Source organism: Enterococcus sp. C102(2024), assembly GCF_040888205.1.
Taxonomy (GTDB): Bacteria; Bacillota; Bacilli; order Lactobacillales; family Enterococcaceae; genus Enterococcus; species Enterococcus faecalis.
The window spans coordinates 156380-170689 of record NZ_JBFOHH010000002.1 but is presented as its reverse complement, the minus strand read 5'-3'; the positions used below and the strand labels follow the sequence as shown (position 1 = coordinate 170689).

Annotated in this window: 12 protein-coding genes; 9 read left to right on the top strand and 3 right to left on the bottom strand. The window is 37.0% G+C overall.

Annotated elements, in window-relative coordinates:
• Positions 1 to 6: 6 nt before the first annotated feature.
• The 6 genes from AB3I34_RS05465 to AB3I34_RS05440 are packed head-to-tail and all read left to right on the top strand — an operon-like array spanning position 7 to position 7617.
• Positions 7 to 1527: a membrane protein gene (locus AB3I34_RS05465; protein ID WP_002385037.1), complete on the top strand. Its 1521-nt coding sequence runs from the start codon at positions 7 to 9 to the stop codon at positions 1525 to 1527.
• A complete protein-coding gene (locus AB3I34_RS05460) occupies positions 1517 to 3100 on the top strand; it encodes a hypothetical protein (protein WP_002358815.1) in 1584 nt (527 codons plus the stop codon). The genes AB3I34_RS05465 and AB3I34_RS05460 overlap by 11 nt, the downstream gene beginning before the upstream one ends.
• Positions 3097 to 4359, top strand: coding sequence for a glycosyltransferase family 2 protein (locus tag AB3I34_RS05455; protein WP_002355764.1), 1263 nt, complete (start codon positions 3097 to 3099; stop codon positions 4357 to 4359). Before AB3I34_RS05460 ends, AB3I34_RS05455 begins: the two co-directional genes overlap by 4 nt.
• Positions 4360 to 4373: 14 nt before the next feature.
• Complete coding sequence (locus tag AB3I34_RS05450; protein ID WP_002361348.1) at positions 4374 to 6440, top strand: cellulose biosynthesis cyclic di-GMP-binding regulatory protein BcsB; 2067 nt, start codon at positions 4374 to 4376, stop codon at positions 6438 to 6440.
• On the top strand, positions 6430 to 7290 hold the full coding sequence (locus AB3I34_RS05445) for a hypothetical protein (protein WP_002385041.1): 861 nt from the start codon (positions 6430 to 6432) through the stop codon (positions 7288 to 7290). The genes AB3I34_RS05450 and AB3I34_RS05445 overlap by 11 nt, the downstream gene beginning before the upstream one ends.
• 15 nt (positions 7291 to 7305) lie before the next feature.
• Entirely contained in the window at positions 7306 to 7617 is a 312-nt protein-coding gene (locus tag AB3I34_RS05440) for a hypothetical protein (protein WP_002361350.1), read from the top strand.
• 46 nt (positions 7618 to 7663) lie between these two features.
• Here the strand turns inward: AB3I34_RS05440 and AB3I34_RS05435 are convergent, their stop codons facing one another.
• Genes AB3I34_RS05435 through AB3I34_RS05425 form a run of 3 tightly spaced genes read right to left on the bottom strand, consistent with a single transcriptional unit; the run spans position 7664 to position 11012 of the window.
• Positions 7664 to 8818, bottom strand: coding sequence for a pyridoxal phosphate-dependent aminotransferase (locus AB3I34_RS05435; RefSeq protein WP_002355768.1), 1155 nt, complete (start codon positions 8816 to 8818; stop codon positions 7664 to 7666).
• 15 nt (positions 8819 to 8833) lie between these two features.
• Entirely contained in the window at positions 8834 to 9556 is a 723-nt protein-coding gene (locus tag AB3I34_RS05430; protein ID WP_002355769.1) for an amino acid ABC transporter ATP-binding protein, read from the bottom strand.
• Positions 9549 to 11012, bottom strand: a complete 1464-nt coding sequence (locus AB3I34_RS05425; protein WP_002355770.1) for an ABC transporter permease subunit — start codon at positions 11010 to 11012, stop codon at positions 9549 to 9551. The genes AB3I34_RS05430 and AB3I34_RS05425 overlap by 8 nt, the downstream gene beginning before the upstream one ends.
• Positions 11013 to 11182: 170 nt before the next feature.
• Between AB3I34_RS05425 and AB3I34_RS05420 the strand changes: the two genes are divergently transcribed.
• The 3 genes from AB3I34_RS05420 (at position 11183) to yajC (ending at position 14052) form a co-directional block, all read left to right on the top strand.
• The gene (locus AB3I34_RS05420) at positions 11183 to 12289 is read left to right on the top strand and encodes an iron-containing alcohol dehydrogenase family protein (protein WP_002358821.1); all 1107 of its coding nucleotides are present in this window, start codon (positions 11183 to 11185) and stop codon (positions 12287 to 12289) included.
• 158 nt (positions 12290 to 12447) lie between these two features.
• A complete protein-coding gene (gene tgt / locus AB3I34_RS05415) occupies positions 12448 to 13593 on the top strand; it encodes a tRNA guanosine(34) transglycosylase Tgt (protein ID WP_002355772.1) in 1146 nt (381 codons plus the stop codon).
• A 60-nt stretch (positions 13594 to 13653) separates the two neighbouring features.
• Entirely contained in the window at positions 13654 to 14052 is a 399-nt protein-coding gene (gene yajC, locus AB3I34_RS05410; protein ID WP_002383336.1) for a preprotein translocase subunit YajC, read from the top strand.
• The last annotated feature ends 258 nt before the right edge of the window (positions 14053 to 14310 follow it).

Sequence of the window (14310 nt, the reverse complement as noted above, 5' to 3'; positions counted from 1 at the left end):
GAAAGCATGGAAAAGATCAAAAAATACATGAACTCGGCTTTTGAATGGTTGAGTCGTTATATTTCTCCAAGTCTTTTGGCCGTTTTAGGGATTGGGTTAGTGACAAGCATTTTGTTATTCGTTTATCCGATTAATGGCTTGGGAGATAATGGCGAGTATTTTCGTGTGTTAAATTCAAATAGTCTTTATCGTGTCAATGGTGATAGCTACGACAATGTGGCCTATTTTGTTAAGGACTTTTCGATTATGCGTTATTTTAATGAAACAACGACGCACTTTGTTTCCACTCAACAATTTTTCATCACCATTGCCATTTGGCTTAATAAACTTTTTTATAGTCAAACACTTTTCGATATTCGTTTCTTAGGTTTCGTTTATCTTAGTTGTTTTTTAGTGTCAATTTATATTCTGGTACGAGGCTTAACCGAAGGCGTATCTTTGAAAAAAAGTTATCTTATCTCCTTGTTGGTTATTTTCATCTTGGGGGATACCTCCTATACGATTTATTTTAATTCCTTTTATACAGAAGCGACGAGTTTTTTACTTTCTGTGAGTGTCTTAGCATTTTCAGTCTATTTTTATCGGGTGACGAAACCACGAACTTGGCTCAGAAGAATAGTTTTAGTTATCTTGGCACAAGCAGTAGTACTTTTAATAGGAACAACACGCCAAGAATATTTGCTGATTATTGGCGTAATTATTGCTGGATTAGGATTTTTTGTCTACTTGTCACAACGTTACCAACGATTGTCAATGACGGCCTTTTTAATTGCGTTGATTGGTTTTACAACGTTAGCAGCTTTTATCGTTCCTAACGATATCTATGAACGTGATGTCTACCACAGTATGACGCGCGGTGTAATGAAGGATAGTAAGGTTCCAGATAAACGGATGTCAGAGGGCGGAATCAACCCGCAATATGGGTTGCAAAAGGGACGTTCCTACTTTGAAGAATACAGTCCTGTATCACCAACTTCTGAACAAATGAAAAAAGATTTTTTTGATAAAACGAGTTTTGGATGGGTGTTATTGAATTATTTAAATTATCCATCTGAATTATGGCAAGGACTGAATTCAGCGGTCCCAAATGTTTACTTAGTAAAGCCTAATAATGTGGGGAATTTTGAGAAAACGACGGGGCGTGCACCGCTGGAACAATCTAAATTTTTTATGGTGTATAACCGTATTAAAGCCAGTTTTTTCCCTAAAAACTTTGCTTTCTATCTATTATTAGGCGTGATTCTGTTTGGTTTATATGGCGTTGGTTTATACAGAGGACTCAAGAGAAACGAACCCAGATTAGTTTTTCGCTTCTTTTTAATGACAGGGATATATCTTAATTTATTAGTTGTTTTCATTTCAACAATTATTATTGATGGGGATAGTGACTTAGTACGTCATTTGTTTTTAGTCTCAGTATTTTTAGATTTTCTCTTGTTACAAATTGTTTCTGATGTTATTGGTAAACGAATGTGGCAAGATACAACACCACAAGTCATTGGGGAGGTAGAGGGAATTGAAAAATAAACAATATCTTATTGGCTGGGTGTGTTTCTTACTCTTTTTCGTTTTTTTTGGCTTTGCCAAACCGGCGCTGGCTGCACCAAGTAAACATGTCTTACTTGTCTATGACAGCTTGAATATTGCTGGGAAAAAAGAAAATGATGTGGATGCTTTACAACGAGTGTTGACGAGTTTTGGAGTAGAAGTTCAGAGCGTGGCGGTGTCAGACTATGTGCCTGGAGAATTGCTAAATGATGGCTATGACAGTTTGATTTCTATGGTGAATTGGCCTGAACAAGCCGGCGTTATTGCCTCTGATTTTCTAGCAGATCGAGTTCATTTTAAAGGCAAACAATTACACATTGGTCGAAACATGCGTGACGATGAAAAACAATATTTTAGCGGTACATGGAAAGAATTAAGTCATCGTCAATATCGGTTAGAAGATGAAAAAAACCGCTTTTCTCAAGTATTGCCTTTTCAAGATCAATCAGTTGTGCTGGAAAATACGCAAGGTCAGACAGTTGGCCGATTAAAAACACAAGAATTAGCACCAGAAGAATATCCATTTGGTGTAATTGAGAATGGGCATGCTTTTCTACCAATGTTTGAACGCAAAGGCGCTGTTTTTTTAGAAAGCTTGGACGTGATTAGTCAATGGCTGGAAAGTGAAAAAATGTCACGGCCGTTTTTGACGATTTCTGATTTTAACCCGTTAAGAGATATGTCTGTGGCAACCTATTTGCAAGAAGAATTAGTTAAAACCACGTATCCTTATATTTTATCCAGTACGAGCGTTTCACAAAACAATACGATTTTACCTTATAAACTATTTACGAATGCGTTACGTGCGTTTGCTTCGACGGGGGTTATTTTCTTAGAAACACCGGTCGTTAACAATGTTGATTTAAATGACCAACGTGCCTTGAAACAATTGATGGAGCAGCAGATTAGTTTATTGGTCGACAGACATGTCTATCCAGTAGGCATTTCTGCTCCAGGATACTGGAATCAAGACCTTCAATACCAAGAGGATGGTCTAGCAATTAGTGATACAGTGATTCTAAGAGAAAATCCGCCGATTGAACGCGTTTTTTATCGGAACCAAACGGGAGAATCAATCACTTATAAGAATGCTTTGTTTGATTTACCGTATGATTATTTATCGGGGATTGAATGGACGGATAAAGATAATCCGAATGACTATCGATTTCCAATGCCGACCACCATTAGTTTTTCATTTCCAAATTCTAAAAAAGAAGTGGATCATCTAATTCAAGAAGTCAAGGAAGCACCAATAGTGTTTAGTGTTTCAGAAGCGGATCAACATTTCACTGTTCAAACACAAACGCAGAAAATCGAATTTCGGAATAATCGGTTCTTCTTAAACAATCAAATTGTCAATGGTTTGGCTGATACAGGGGCCTCAACAGTTGAAAAACAACGATTTACAGGCTTATTTTCATTCTTTTTCAGTATTACAAACAATATTTTGATTGGCGTTGTCACGCTGACTTTAATCATCCTGATTATTTTGTTTATGATTGGACGAAAGAATTATCGGTCGAAATATATTAATAAGGAGGAAGACAAATGACCATTGCTGACATTGTAATGTTAACAGCAACTATCATTATTTGGAGTCTACTAATTGTAAATATTCTCTTAGTTATTTTTGGCTATGTTTATTATTTAAAAACAGATCCTGTCGCACCACCACCTGTAGAGGACGAAGACGCGCCGTTTGTTTCAATTATGGTGCCGGCCCATAATGAAGGAATTGTCATTGTGCGGACAGTTGAAGCGTTATTGAATTTTAATTATCCGCAAGATCGCTATGAAATTATTGTGATTAATGACAACTCAAGTGATAATAGTGCTGAGCTTTTAGCGAATGTCCAAAAAAAGGCGGTTAATCGAAATTTGCAGATTATTAATACAGACAATATAACAGGTGGGAAAGGTAAGTCTAATGCCTTAAACATTGGTTTCAAGCAAGCCAAGGGGGACGTGATTGCCATTTATGATGCGGACAATACACCTGAACCGAATGCACTCCGTTATTTAGTTGGAGAGTTAATCGCTAGTGAGGAATACGGCGCGGTTATTGGTAAATTTAGAACGAGAAATCGCAATGCAAGCTTGTTGACACGCTTTATTAATATCGAAACACTGGCCTTTCAATGGATGGCACAAGCCGGTCGTTTTCAATTATTTAAGTTATGCACGATTCCTGGCACAAATTTCATTGTTCGTCGTAGTATTATTGAAGCCATTGGCGGCTGGGATGACAAAGCGTTAGCCGAAGATACAGAAATCAGTTTCCGCATCTATATGATGGGCTATAAAATTAAGTTTCAACCAAAAGCAGTGACGTGGGAGCAAGAGCCACAAACTTTGTCAGTTTGGTTCCGACAACGGACGCGATGGGTCAAAGGCAATATTTATGTCATTGTTAAAAATGCTAAATTATTGTTTAATCCTAAAGCGAGTCGGATCCGTTTTGATATTTTATATTTCTTGTCCATTTATTTTCTCTTAATGACATCGCTCGTTTTGTCAGACATCATGTTAGTTTTATCAATGTCTGGTTACTTAACAACGACCCTGCAAGGATTTAGCAATTCCTTGTGGTTGTTAGCGATTTTGTTATTTATTTTCAGTACTTTTGTCAGTATTACGACCGAAAAAGGCGAAATGACTTTAGAGAATATCTTAATTATTGCCTTGATGTATATTACATACAGTCAGATGTGGCTAGTAGTCGCCGCTTATGGCATGGTGATGTATATTAAAGAAAATGTTTTTCATAAACAAACACAAACAAAATGGTACAAAACTGAACGATTTAAATAAGGAGGAAACGTGCAATGAAACAAAAAACAGTCACTTTAATAGGGTTGTTCTTTCTGGCAATTCTGATTGGTGTCGCAAGTCCGACCGTATACGCCGAAAACAAAGAACAAGACAACCATACCTTTACACAACCTTTTCAAAATAAAACAATCTCTTTAACAGGTACTTCTGTCCGTAGCACCATGTATTTTACAAAAATTGATTATTGGAACGTTAAAAAAGCATCATTCAATATGACCTACCAAATCACACAATTAAAAAATAATCAGACCTCAGATTTAACTGTGGCGGTTAATGGTGTGAAGTTTTATTCTTGGCGTCCTGAAAATACGACTGGTATTCAACAAAAGACGATTGAAATCCCTTTGGAACTGATTAAAGAGACAAATACATTGACTGTTGAAGGCCAAATTATTAATCAGGCAGGAAACGACATGTATAATTTAATTGAAACTCCAGCAAATTGGTTAACGATGTATGAAGGATCTAACGTAAACTTCCAATACGATTTACAATTACCAAAGAATACGATTCATTCTTTTTATAATCATTTTGTGGGAGCAGACACGATTGCGAATAAACACAGTGTTATTTTGACACCAGAAAATGCATCGGAAAAAGAATTAGCTGCAGCGACCCATGCGTTAGCTGGCGCTGCTCGTTTGATTACTACCTCAGAAGAATTGTTGCCAATGGCTTCTTTGAACAAAGAACAGTCTGCACCCTATCAGTTGATTATTGCCAGCTATGATAAATTACCAGATCAGTATAAAAGTCAAATTGATAGCAAACGCGTGGAGGACCAGGCTGTCTTAAAATTTTTCAATCAACCAGATAAGCATGTTTTAGTAGCTACTTCTAAAGATGAGGACTTACTTGTTCGTGCGGGACGTTATTTAGCAAACTATGAATTAATGACCCAAACAGATAAAGAAGAGACAACAGTTGATGAGAATACCGATACGTTTAGTTCAACTTTAGAATTTGATGGAAATTATCCATTAACATCAACGGGGGACAAACTAGAAGGGGCCTATCACCAAGAACAAACGTACTTTGTCAATTTACCAGTGGATCGAAACAATGCCAATGGAAGTCGCGTGCATTTACATTTTAAATACGCTGAAAACTTAGATTTTGATTCTTCTTTAGTGACGGTCTATGCCAATGATAAACCAATTGGCAGCAAGAAATTAACCGCTGCTCGTGCGAACGGTGATGAATTAAATCTCGAATTTCCAAAGAACTTAGAAATTGCTGATAGTTTTGTTTTAAAAGTTGCTTTTGATTTGAATGTTAAATCACCAGAAGTTTTACGAAATGGTCAGACTCCATGGGCCTTTATTGAAAATAATTCGAATGCGTTTATTCAAACAGAAGAACTGAATGACATATTATTTAATAACTATCCGAACATTTTTATCAGAAGCCGTTCTTTTGCTGATTTAGCGATTTTATTACCAGAAAAAATGGACGACAACTATTTTAAAGTGTTGACCAATCTATTTAACTTAATTGGTAATTATGCCGAAAGTAATGTCGGTGAGATTACGTATTATAAAAAAGCGCCTAAAAATGCGGCATTAGAAAATCATAACTTGATTATTTTTGGTACGCCTAAGGATAATCCGATGATTCGTAAGTTAAACGATCAGTTATATTTCCATTATGATAAGGACTTCACACGTTTTGTTTCAAACGAGAAACTGAGCATTGAAAAAGATTATGGTAAACAAATCGGTACGGCGCAGTTAATGTTTTCTCCATATAATGCGAAAGCCGCGGCGTTAATCTTAACAGGAGCTAAATCACAAGGTGTCTTTTTAGCCTCTACACAAGTGAATACAGAGAAGAATACTTCTATGTACAAAGGAGATGCCATTGTGGTCGATCCGAACTATCGTCGCTATGATTATCGTTTCAAAAAACGTGTAAGCAACGTTAGCAACGAATCATTAGGTAAACGAATTGTCAATAATCATAAATTAATGATTTATCTATTTGTCTTCTTAATTGGTATGACTATTATTGGATTAAGTGCGTTCTTCATCGTGAAGAAGAATTTGAAAGGTGGGGAATAGAGTGAATCAAAAACGAGTGACCTTACTTTTGGATTTAACTTTGTTGGTAGGAATTGTTTTGGTTGTCGGCACAACCATCTTTATGGCCTTAGGAACGAATGATTTCTTTGTGGACTTAAGTTGTCTATTAATTTCAGTTATCTTAATTATCGTTACCTATTTTGTAGGAATTACAGCGGGGTTAACATTTTCGCTTATATTTATTTTTCTACAATTGACTTATGTTGTATATCAGTATGTCTATCATGATTTGTTTAGCTATGGCTCATTATTTTGGCTAATCATGCCGCCGCTCTACTGTTTAACAATCTATGCAGTGACTTACCAAATTCGTACGATTGAAGAAGAAAATATTCGCTTACGTAAAGAAACTTCACGGTTAAATGCGTTAGATGCAGTAACTAATTTAAGAACAGCAAAAATGTACGAAGAAGGATTCGATTTATTTTCTGACATTTCTACACGTTATGAAGCGCCGTTATATTTAGTCGTGATCCGAGTGGCCTATTGGGAAAGTATTCGTAACTTATTAAGTCCTGAACAAAAGAATGAATTGCTACAAATCGTGACAGCGGCGATTAAAGAGACAACGGATGATCGCTTCTTACCATACTTTATCGACGGCACACCGCCGACTTGGGCGTTATTAATTTTCCGCGATGGGGATGACGGATACACTACTAGAAAAGAATTCAAACAACAAGCTCAAGAGAAATTTGCCCATTCTGAAACCTTAAGGAATATTACTTTGACATTACAAGTTTCCTATACCAAATATGATCCTGCCGAATTTAACAACGCTTCAGAATTTTTAGGGGATGGAATTAATTCTCTTCAATATGATGTTTAAAAAGGAGGCAAACAAATGACTGAAAAAATTGCTGTTTTTACAGGGAAATTAGTAGAGGCTGGTGTGTTAAATGAGACGCAGCCATTGTCAATGCGATTACATTTAGAAAATATCCAAGCAGAAAGTGATCCAGAATCCATTGTTCCCTTATTTTCTCATGGGGTAATTTTAAACATACTTGTTGAACAGTTAGAGGAAAGTATCCCACTGTCTCACTTGAAAAAAGGGACCAAAGTCCGTTTCACAGTCGTGGGCTTGCCACCGATGACTATGTCGATTCCACCGCATGTTGGTGGGCAAGCGATTGAATTGATAGAAGAAATCTAAAAAGCTTCTGCATTAGCTATGATTATTAGCTAATGCAGAAGCTTTTTTATTCAAAGGTCATTCTTTCAATTCGATCGAACGCTTCCTTTAATAAATCTAAATTTTGTGTTGCGGCTAAACGAATGTACTCATCGCCCGTTGTTTCACCAAATGCTTTTCCAGGAATCACTAATACCTGTGTCTCTTTTAAAAGCTTTTCCACAAAAGGAACGGAAGTTAGTCCAGTTTTTTGAATATTAATGAAGGCGTAAATACTTCCTTTGACTGGATGAAGCGAAAGGAAAGGAATCTTTGCTACTCGTTGGGCCACATACTCTAAACGTGTTTGGAACACTTCAACGATTGGGTCTACAAATTCGTCAAAATGTTGTAACGCATAGATTCCTGCTTGCTGTGACAACGTAGGCGCAGAATACGTAACGCCTTCATTAATTAATTTGGCTACTTCGTTAATATAGTCTGGGGCAATCATATAACCAATACGCCAACCAGTCATTGCAAAGGCTTTTGAAAAGCTACCAAAAGTGATAGTATTTTCTGGAGCAAACGTAGCCATGGGAGTAAACGTTTCTTGGAAACAAAAGGCTTCATAAACTTCATCTGAAAGAATGTATAAGTTGTGTTCAATCGCTACCTGTGCAATTTCTCTGAAAGTTTCTTCAGAGAAAACAGCGCCTGTCGGGTTATTCGGTGAATTAAGAATAATCGCTTTGGTTTTAGGCGTGATTTTTTCTTTCAAAAGAGCTACATCAATTTGGAAACCATCTTCTTCATAGGTTGGTAAAAAGACCGGAACGCCATCTGCTAAAAGGACTTGGTCTTTATAAGGAGAGAAATAAGGTTCATGAATAATCACTTCATCTCCAGGATTTAGAATCACTTGTAAGGCAAGGTACATTCCGTGCAGAGCGCCAACTGTGGCCCGGACTTGATTCGGTTGAAAAGATAATTGATAATGTGACTGATAAAACTGAATGACCGCCTCAATGAATGCCTCGCTACCATCAGAAGCGGTATATTTTGTATGCCCATTTTTGGCATCGTTAGCTGCTTGTTCGATAATCCGCTCATCGGTAATTAAGTCAGGGTCACCAATCGATAAATCGATTAAATTTGGGGTCTTTTTCGCCAATGTTGCAATATCCATGAGTAAATTTTCAGTAGGTTGTTGGTAACGTGTTGCGATATTCTTGCGATCCATACCAGGTGCTCCTTTTTATAAAACTTTTCTTAGAAAATCTTGTGTTCTTGGGTTTTGTGGCGCATCAAAAATTTCTTCAGGTGTGCCTTCTTCTTGAATGATTCCTGCATCCATAAAAATGACACGGTCCGCAACTTCTTTTGCGAAGCCCATTTCGTGGGTAACCACTACCATTGTCATCCCTTCAATAGCTAAATTTTTCATAACAGATAGCACTTCGCCCACCATTTCAGGGTCTAAGGCAGAAGTTGGTTCATCGAACAGCATCACGTCAGGGCGCATGGCTAAAGCACGAGCAATCGCTACCCGTTGTTGTTGCCCACCAGAAAGTTGAGCGGGATAATTTTCTTTTTTATCTGATAAACCAACTTGTTCCAGTAAAGAAAGAGCATGTTCTGTGGCTTCAGCAGCGGCTTCTTTTTTTACTTTAACAGGACTAATTGTTAAGTTTTCCAAGACATTTTTATGCGGGAAAAGATTGAAATTTTGGAATACCATTCCCATTTTTTGACGAAGTTGATCAATGTTGGTATTTTTATCTAATAAATTTTTTCCTTCAAATTCAACGCTGCCACCAGTTGGTGTTTCTAATAAGTTCAAGCAACGTAAAAAAGTACTTTTACCACTACCAGAAGGGCCAATAATTACGACAACTTCACCAGCTTCAATTTCTAAGTCAATTCCTTTAAGTACTTCATTTTTTCCGAATGTTTTCTGTAAGTTTTTAATGTTAATCACTAGTACTCATTCTCCTTTCAGCAACACCTAATAGACGTGAGATAGTAAAGGTTAGGACGAAATAAATCAACGATACAATTAAGTAAGGTAAGAAGGGTTTAAAACTTGCTCCTTGAACGTTGCCAGCTTGGAAAATTAGTTCTGAAACACCAATGACTGAAACAACGGAAGATTCTTTAATTACTGTAACAAATTCATTGCCTAACGCTGGTAAAATATTTTTAATAGCTTGTGGGAAAATGATGTATCGCATTGCTTGGTTTTGATTCATTCCCAAAGAACGAGCAGCTTCCAATTGTCCTTTATTAACTGCCTGAATACCAGCACGAATAATTTCTGCTACATATGCACCACTGTTTAAAGAAAGAGCAATACAACCAGCTGCTACTTTGGATAAGTCTAAACCAAGAACGCCTGTCCCGAAATAGACAATAAAAATTTGAACAAGCAAAGGAGTGCCACGAACATATTCAATATAAGCAATGGCAATGCCACGTAAAATTTTGGAATTGGCTAACTTCATTAAGGCAAGTAATGCCCCTAAAATGGCACCAAACAAAACACCAATGAAAGCTAGGAAAATGGTATAGCCTGCACCGTTAAGGTAGAACTTTCCATACTTTTGTAAAAAGCTTTGATCTTTTTGGAACATTAATTGATTGGCTTCTTTTTTATAACCGTCCATTAATTTTTGATCATTAATTTGTTTAATAGAGGCATTTACTTTCTCCGTCAAAACGGGCGCATCTTTAGGAAAAGCAACGGCAGTATCTTTTGAGCCTTTTTCAAAGGTAACATCAGCAAAAGCTAAATCCTCATTTTGAGAAACATAGGCTTCGCCAACCGGTTCTTCCATAACGACTGCATCTAATTTATTATTTTTTAGATTCATAATTAAATCTGGAATTTTTTGAAGAGAAGTAGGGACAGCACCGGTTAATTCGGTTTTAATTAATTCTTCTTGTGTCGTTTGCTTTTGGGCACCTGCACGAACGCCTTCGAAATCTTTAGTGGAATGAAATTTATCTTTATCTTCTTTCCGAACAATGACTCTTTGTTGAACGTTCATATATGGTTGAGAAAAAGCTACTTCTTTTAATCGTTCAGGCGTTGGCGACATGCCTGAGATGACCATGTCAATCTTGCCAGTTTTTAAGGCCCCTAACAGAGCATCGAAGCCTAGTTCTTCGATTTTTAATTTAACGCCTAAATCGTCGGCAATTTTTTGAGCAATAGAAATATCAAAACCGACAATTTTATCTTCACCATCTACTTTTGCATGAAATTCATAAGGGGCATAGTCTGCGGATAAGCCGACAACTAGTTCTCCCTTTTGGATGATTTTGTCATAGACTGGATCGTTTTCGGCTGCAAAAGTTTCTTTAATAGGTAATAATGAGAGCAACAAGAATAAAATTGGTAAAATCGTCTGTAGCCATTTTTTACATTTGGTCATTTGCGTAAACTCCTTTTTGTATTATTTTTATAAATATTCAAAAAAAACGAATAAATGTATAAAAATTTATTGTGTTATGATGTGGTTTATCATATCATAGAATATGTAAAAGGAAAAGTAGTAGAGTTGAAAAAATACAACTTTTTCAAAAAAATTTTCAAAAGTCAAAAATGAAGGGGATTTTCAAGATGGAACAATCATTAATTGTGAGAGGGACACCACAAGAGTATCTTTGCGAAATTGGTTCGTGGGAATTATTAGAAGGACAACTATTATGCAGAAATATTCATCGTGTATTCATTTTACACGGGACTGAGTCATGGCAAGCGGCAAAACCGTATTTTCCGACGTTTCAAAAAGTAACAGCTGTTTTTGAAAACTATGGAGGTGTTTGTACAGATCAACGTGTGCAAGAGTTAGAAGCGCAAGTGCTGGACAATCATTTAGAGGCCATCGTCGCTGTTGGTGGAGGAAAAGTGGCCGACTTGGGCAAAGCCTTAGCACACAAAATGGCGTTACCGGTAATTATTTTGCCCACTTTAGCAGCTACTTGTGCGCCGTGCACGCCATTGAGTGTAATGTATCGAGAAGATGGAGCAATGGAACGGTATGACGTTTTTCCGCAAGCAAACGCTTTGGTGTTGGTAGAACCAAGAGTGTTATTGCATTCGCCTCGGTCCTTAATGGTGGCAGGTATTGGGGATACATTAGCTAAATGGTACGAAGCAGATGCGATTATTTCGCAGTTAGACGTCCAAGTGTTACCTATTCAAGTTTCTCATTTTGCCGCAGAAAAATGCCGCGATATTTTGTTAAATGAAAGTATCAATGCTTTAAAAGCGATGGAAGAGCAACAATTAAATCAATCGTTTATTGATGTCATCGAAACAAATTTAATTATTGGTGGAATGGTGGGTGGCTTTGGCGATGATTATGGTCGGACAGCGGGTGCCCATTCCATTCATGATGCACTAACTTTGCTGCCAGCTAGCCATCGACAATTGCATGGAAACAAAGTGGCGTATGGTGTGTTTGTTCAATTAGCCATTGAAGAGAAATGGCAAGAAATCGCTGAATTGATTCCTTTCTATCACCAACTAGGTTTGCCTATTTCTTTAAAAGAAATGGAGATGGACTTAACTGAAGCCGAGTATCAAGAAGTAGCAGAACGTGCTTGTATAGAAGGCGAAACGATTCATTATATGAAACAAAAAATTACCCCTGAAATTGTGAAAACAGCGATGCAAGATTTAGAAAAATATACAGCGACAAAATAAGTGCCAAACAGCAACTAGCTCATTTGAATTATTTGAACTAGTTGCTGTTTTTTAAGGATCCTTTTTTGAAAAAAGAAACCTTGAGAAATCCTTGCAAATTCAATAAAAAAAAAGTATGATGATGGGAGGACAAATTATAGTAGAAAGTAGGGAAATGAATGACGGAACCAGCCATTCGTTATCGTTTAATCAAAAAAGATAAACACACAGGTGCGCGTTTAGGTGAATTAATTACTCCTCACGGCACATTTCCAACACCAATGTTTATGCCGGTAGGTACACTTGCGACAGTTAAAACAATGTCACCAGAAGAATTAAAAGAAATGGGTGCCGGTGTTATTTTAAGTAATACTTACCATTTATGGTTACGCCCAGGTGAAGATTTAGTCGAAGAAGCAGGCGGTTTACACAAATTTATGAACTGGGATCAACCTATTTTAACTGATTCAGGTGGCTTCCAAGTCTTCTCATTAAGTGATATGCGGAAAATCGAAGAAGAAGGTGTGCATTTTAGAAATCATTTAAATGGTTCAAAAATGTTCCTTTCTCCAGAAAAAGCGATCAATATTCAAAATAAATTAGGATCAGATATTATGATGAGCTTTGATGAATGTCCACCATTTGATGAAAGCTATGAGTATGTCAAACGCTCGATTGAACGGACTTCTCGTTGGGCTGAGCGTGGCTTAAAAGCCCATGCGAATCCTGATAGACAGGGATTATTCGGTATTGTTCAAGGTGCGGGATTTGAAGATTTACGTCGTCAAAGTGCCAAAGATTTAGTGAGTATGGATTTTCCTGGCTATTCGATTGGTGGCTTATCTGTTGGTGAGTCTAAGGAAGAAATGAACCGAGTCTTAGACTTTACGACACCGTTAATTCCTGAAAATAAACCACGTTACTTAATGGGTGTGGGTGCCCCTGATTCATTAATTGATGGAGTGATTCGTGGGATTGACATGTTTGATTGTGTGTTACCAACACGTATTGCGCGCAATGGTACTTGTATGACTTCACAAGGTCGCTTGGTTGTTAAAAATGCCCAATATGCAAGAGATTTTCGTCCGCTTGATGAGAAATGTGATTGTTATGTTTGTCGTAATTATACGCGGGCCTATATTCGTCATTTGATTAAATGTGATGAAACATTCGGAATCCGTTTAACATCGTATCATAATTTATACTTCTTGTTAGACTTAATGAAAAATGTCCGTCAAGCAATTATGGACGACAATTTATTAGAATTCCGACAAGCGTTTTTTGAAGAATATGGCTTTAATAAAGCGAATGCAAAAAGTTTCTAAAAATTAGAGGAAAAAACTAGTTCTTCAAGCATTTTTTTGATACAGTTAGTAGTGTGAATAATGCAGAGTGAGGTGAAACAAATGGGTGGCGGATTTACAATGATTTTTACATTAGTCCTTTTAGGAGGAATGATGTTTTTCATGACACGTTCTCAAAAGAAACAACAGCAAGAACGTCAAAAACAACTAAACGCAATGAAAACTGGCGATAGTGTTGTCACAATTGGTGGTTTACATGGTGTTTTAAGTGAAATCAACGAAAAAACAGTTTTAATCGATTGCGAAGGTATTGTCTTAGAATTTGACCGTGCAGCAATTCGAACTGTAACACCTGGAACTGCTGTTACAAATGATTCAGCAGTAACTAGTGTACCAGTCACAGAAGTTGAAGAGACAGTCACAGAAGAAGTAACTGAAGTTCCTGAAACATCAGATCCTTCAAAAGAAAAGAAAGACTAAACGATTCAACTGATTCATTTAATGGTTAAAGAGAGCGGAACAGGCTTTTCAAAGGCGAAACTGTGACCAGTAGTCACACGAGAAAGCCAATAAGAAGAGATAATTCCTATTCCGCTCGTGTCGTTTATCTTAAAATGTAGGACTAGGAAGGTAGGTCATTTGGACTTACGTCCTAAGTCCTTTTTAACTATTAAGTTTACAAAAAAGGTTCCTTTTTATAGTGTTGGAAGATAGTTAAAAAGTGAGCAATCTTTCGCT

What these genes read in the sequence shown, in the direction of transcription:
- AB3I34_RS05440 (WP_002361350.1), top strand. Translation starts at nt 7,306, where the DNA reads ATGACTGAAAAAATTGCTGTTTTTACAGGGAAATTAGTAGAGGCTGGT.
- AB3I34_RS05450 (WP_002361348.1), top strand. Translation starts at nt 4,374, where the DNA reads ATGAAACAAAAAACAGTCACTTTAATAGGGTTGTTCTTTCTGGCAATT.
- AB3I34_RS05425 (WP_002355770.1), bottom strand. Translation starts at nt 11,012, where the DNA reads ATGACCAAATGTAAAAAATGGCTACAGACGATTTTACCAATTTTATTC.
- AB3I34_RS05455 (WP_002355764.1), top strand. Translation starts at nt 3,097, where the DNA reads ATGACCATTGCTGACATTGTAATGTTAACAGCAACTATCATTATTTGG.
- yajC (WP_002383336.1), top strand. Translation starts at nt 13,654, where the DNA reads ATGCAGAGTGAGGTGAAACAAATGGGTGGCGGATTTACAATGATTTTT.
- AB3I34_RS05435 (WP_002355768.1), bottom strand. Translation starts at nt 8,818, where the DNA reads ATGGATCGCAAGAATATCGCAACACGTTACCAACAACCTACTGAAAAT.
- AB3I34_RS05465 (WP_002385037.1), top strand. Translation starts at nt 7, where the DNA reads ATGGAAAAGATCAAAAAATACATGAACTCGGCTTTTGAATGGTTGAGT.
- tgt (WP_002355772.1), top strand. Translation starts at nt 12,448, where the DNA reads ATGACGGAACCAGCCATTCGTTATCGTTTAATCAAAAAAGATAAACAC.
- AB3I34_RS05420 (WP_002358821.1), top strand. Translation starts at nt 11,183, where the DNA reads ATGAAGGGGATTTTCAAGATGGAACAATCATTAATTGTGAGAGGGACA.